Consider the following 3,685-nt stretch of genomic DNA (forward strand, 5'->3'; position numbering starts at 1 on the left):
CGGCGGCGGTGTTCGCGCCGGCGTTGCCGGGCCGCAACAGCGCGGCCGCGGCCTCACCGGTGGCGCCGGTGCCGTGGTCGATGAACGCCAGCAGCGGATGGAACCCGAACCCCCGCTTAAAGGTCGGTGCTGCGTGTTCCTTATCGGAGTGGGCGGTCACCAACGTGGCATCCAGATCGATGACCACCGGCGTGTCGGCCGACACCGCATGGATCGGTGACCGATCACCGGACAAGGCACATACCCGTTGTCGCACAGATGCTGTCGCTTCGTTGATCGCGGCCAGTGCCCGATCGGCGTCGGCGGCGAGCTTGTCGATGGTCCGGGACACCGTCGGATCCGAGGCCACCAGACCGAACAGCGCGGGCTCGGCGCGCAATACAGCGATATCAGCCAGGCAATCCCCACCAACGGCCAGGCTGACCGCCAGATCCAACACCACCTTCGCCGGGTCGTGGACCGCCCACCTCGGCCGCCACGGCGCCAACACCTGCGACAGTGCCCGGTCAATGCCGACCCGGTGGACGGTCCTGGTCAGCAGGACCGCGCCGGCCTGCGACACCACCTCGGTTGCGGCCTGATCGACCCGTGGAACCGGATAAAACAAGGTAGACTTCAACACCAGAAAGGTGCTCCTGATTCACGCGTAGATGATCCTTCGACAAGACCAATCTTCGCAGGTCAGAGCACCTTTCCTCATGAACAACACGCTCCGCCAATCACTCACCATGAAAGCGCGAGGCTAATGCCTCCGTCGTTGGCAATGCCCCGCTCGGCAGCGGCCTTTCCGGTAGCAACATATTCCTCAAGTGCGGGCCCATAGCTGTACTTCGAGAACCGGTCCCGCAGCTGGTCCACCGGAATCGTGTCGATGACCGCGTACAGCTGCCACATGTTGAGCCAGGCAGTCTCGATCTCTCTGCGGTTCTTGGCTTCCGAGTCCGAGATCGGACCTTCCGGGGCGGCCAACACCACCGGGGCGCCGCCTGGGCCTGTTGTCTGGACGTCGTCGGCGGAAGCGGGTGGTCCGTCGAGGCTGGGCCGGCTGCTGGTGCTCGACTTGGTCGAGGGTGTGCCCGGGGAAGCCTTTCTGGACGTCGACGGTGGGGTTGCGGTCGTTCGATACGACTGAGCCGAACCGGCGGGCGTTTCGCCGCTGGATTTGTGGCTCTTGGCCGGCGGGGTGCTGGAGCTGGGCGCGTCGTGGTTCGAACTGCGCGGGAACAGTGGTTCGGTGCCGGTCGGCCCGACGGACGAGCCGAAGACTGACGGATTCGCCGGCGGGTACGAACGTTCGGTGGTGCCGGTGGCGTCTGAGGTGCTGGTGCAGGCCGAGGCCAGCAGCGTGAGGGTGGCGCAGACTCCGGCGACGGCGCGGCGTCGTCGAAGTGCCTTGCTGGGTAGCGAGGTCATGAGGCTTTCCGTCCGTCTGTCCGACCTGTCCGATGAGGACACCAGCAGAGCGCGGTCATCAGCCGGGATTCCGCCGGCCCGTTTCGGCCTGAGATCGCCGACCGCACAGAGCTTTTGCCGTGTTCCGTGTTGGTGCGAGCGGATTCGCTGGGCATGGTCTTGGCCCGGGATGAGGCGCTGGGCTCTATCTGGTGGGTGGGGGCTGCGGCGCGTTCGGGTCGTTCACCAGCCGTACCCGCAGCTCCCAGGTCTTAACGGCGCTGCTGCCGGTGCGCTCGATCGGGATGTCACCGCCGGCGCCGGTGTTCGACTGCCAGTGCGCGTTCCAGTGCACGTTGGCCTGAATCGGCCAGGTGCCGCGACCGTTGGTGCGCTCCGGGATGGAGCGCCATCGATAGGTGTAGCCGCACTCGGGTTTCCAGGTCTTGGCTTCGAACGGCAGCTCGGCGATCGGTGGTGCCGGTGCGCCGGGCCCGGTGCAGTGCACGGTGGCTGGCTCGGTCGCGCCCTGGTCGGGATTGCCGGTCGGTTCGCCCATGTTCCAATCGACGCTTTCGATGCTGGCCGTCATATCGACGGTGACGCCCAGCAGCGAGATCGATGCACTCTGCGGGCCCGGATCGTCCACCCAAAGCCATTGCGGCACCTTGACAATGGTCTCGTCGGGTTTGGTCGGGCCGATGCCGACGGTGTGATTGGGGATCAGCACGTCGACCCGCTTGTACAGCCGTTGCGCCAGCTCTTCCGGTGACGGCGGCGGGGGAGGTGGCGCCGGTGCGGGCGGTGCCGGGGGCGCGCCGGGCGCCGCCGGTTGGGTGGGGTAGGCCTGCCAGGTGTAACCGACGGGCGTCCACGTGGTGAGCTGGTTGGTGTCGATGGTCAACGCTTCGGCGCAGTCCGTCCGGTACAGATCGCCAGCGCCTGCCGAACCGTTGACGGGGTAACGACCGAAATCCGTGTTCGATGCGGTGGGAACAAACACGGTGCGGCAGCCCGCCGGTGCCGACGGAGTGGGAGTTCTTGGCCGGTCGTAGTCGACGATGAGCGCCGCAGAAGAGCTCTGGCTTTCGGTCTTCGCGGTCGGATTGGGTTTCTGAGAAGCGGCCGAGCCGTTCGTGTCACCTTTGCTCGTCGCGGTCTGGCTGGTGGATGTAGCAGCGGTCGAAGGTTTCTTGCCGGGGCCCGTAATCGGAATTGACCAGTCAATTTCGAGGGCGGCACCCTGCGGGACCTTTCTTCCCTTGACTGTAGGATCCGGGACAGCAGCTTTCGGAGTGGCAACGGCGAGCAGACGCTGTGGTTGGGGTTCTGTTGCTGCAGAGCTGCTATTCATTGCGCCAGTGCACAGCAGCGTTGCTGCCGTCGCTGTCACCAGCAACCGCTTTGTCGCGGCTATCAAAACGAACACTTCCGATCACTGATGTTAATCTTACTGACCTTCCAGGTGCCTTGATCCTTGAAGACCGAGATTTCGTACTCATCGAACACGGGTCCGACCTTTCCAACGGTCTTCTTGGCGCCATTCTCCCAACCGAATTTGCTGAAGTCCAGACAATCGATCACCAGCGCGACGTCGCTGCTACCTACCGGGGGTTCCCACCAAATCCGGTGTCGGACCGTGCCCGTGTTCTTGAGCTGCTGATTCTGTGCTCTTTCAATGATTTCGTTGTATTCGTCGAGCGCAGGCCCATACGCGTACCGGCTGAGTTCGCTGGTGATTCGCTCCGGTGGGATTTTGTCGAGCGTCTCGTACAGGTGCCACATGTTGAGCCAGGCGGCCTCGATCTCTCTGCGGTTTTTGGCTTCCGAGTCCGAGATCGGACCTTCCGGGGCGGCCAACACCACCGGGGCGCCGCCTGGGCCTGTTGTCTGGACGTCGTCGGCAGCGGGGGCTGGACCGTCGAGGCTGGGCCGGCTGCTGGTGCTCGACTTCGCCGAAGGTGTGCCCGGGGAAGCCTTCTTGGACGTCAACGGTGGGGTTGAGGTCGTTCGGTTCGATTGAGCCGATCTGGCGGGCGTTTCGCCGCTGGATTTGTGGCTCTTCGCCGGCGGGCTGCTGGAGCTGGACGCTGGCGTGCTGGCAGCAGCGTCCGGGCTGGAGCCGGGCGCGTCCTCGTACGAACTGCGCGGGAACAGCGGTTCGGTGCCGGTCGTGAAGCGTCACGGCTTTGGGGCCGGTCCTTTGCGAGAGGATCGGTGTCATGCCGAAGCAATATCCGAAGCAGCAGCGTGAGCGTGCGGTGCGGATGGTCTTGGATCATCTGGACGAGTA

The 3,685-nt window shown here is 64.8% G+C and carries 4 protein-coding genes; all 4 read right to left on the minus strand.

Annotation, left to right across the window (positions count from 1 at the left end; genetic code table 11):
• Positions 1-622, minus strand: a 622-nt coding sequence (locus tag HKD39_RS18505) for a transposase (protein ID WP_212754758.1), incomplete at its 3' end; no start/stop codon positions are given.
• A 101-nt stretch (positions 623-723) separates the two neighbouring features.
• Positions 724-1,413, minus strand: a complete 690-nt coding sequence (locus HKD39_RS18510) for a hypothetical protein (RefSeq protein WP_171201354.1) — start codon at positions 1,411-1,413, stop codon at positions 724-726.
• A gap of 184 nt (positions 1,414-1,597) precedes the next feature.
• Positions 1,598-2,395 carry a hypothetical protein gene (locus HKD39_RS18515; RefSeq protein WP_171201355.1) on the minus strand — a complete coding sequence of 266 codons (798 nt, stop codon included), beginning with the start codon at positions 2,393-2,395 and terminating at the stop codon, positions 1,598-1,600.
• A 413-nt stretch (positions 2,396-2,808) separates the two neighbouring features.
• Positions 2,809-3,384, minus strand: coding sequence for a hypothetical protein (locus tag HKD39_RS18520; protein ID WP_171201356.1), 576 nt, complete (start codon positions 3,382-3,384; stop codon positions 2,809-2,811).
• Between the last annotated feature and the right edge of the window lie 301 nt (positions 3,385-3,685).

Source organism: Nakamurella aerolata, assembly GCF_013002705.1.
In the GTDB taxonomy this organism is placed as follows: Bacteria; Actinomycetota; Actinomycetes; order Mycobacteriales; family Nakamurellaceae; genus Nakamurella; species Nakamurella aerolata.

Coding starts and splice junctions, on each gene's coding strand:
- HKD39_RS18510 (WP_171201354.1), bottom strand. CDS start 1,413: ATGACCTCGCTACCCAGCAAGGCACTTCGACGACGCCGCGCCGTCGCC.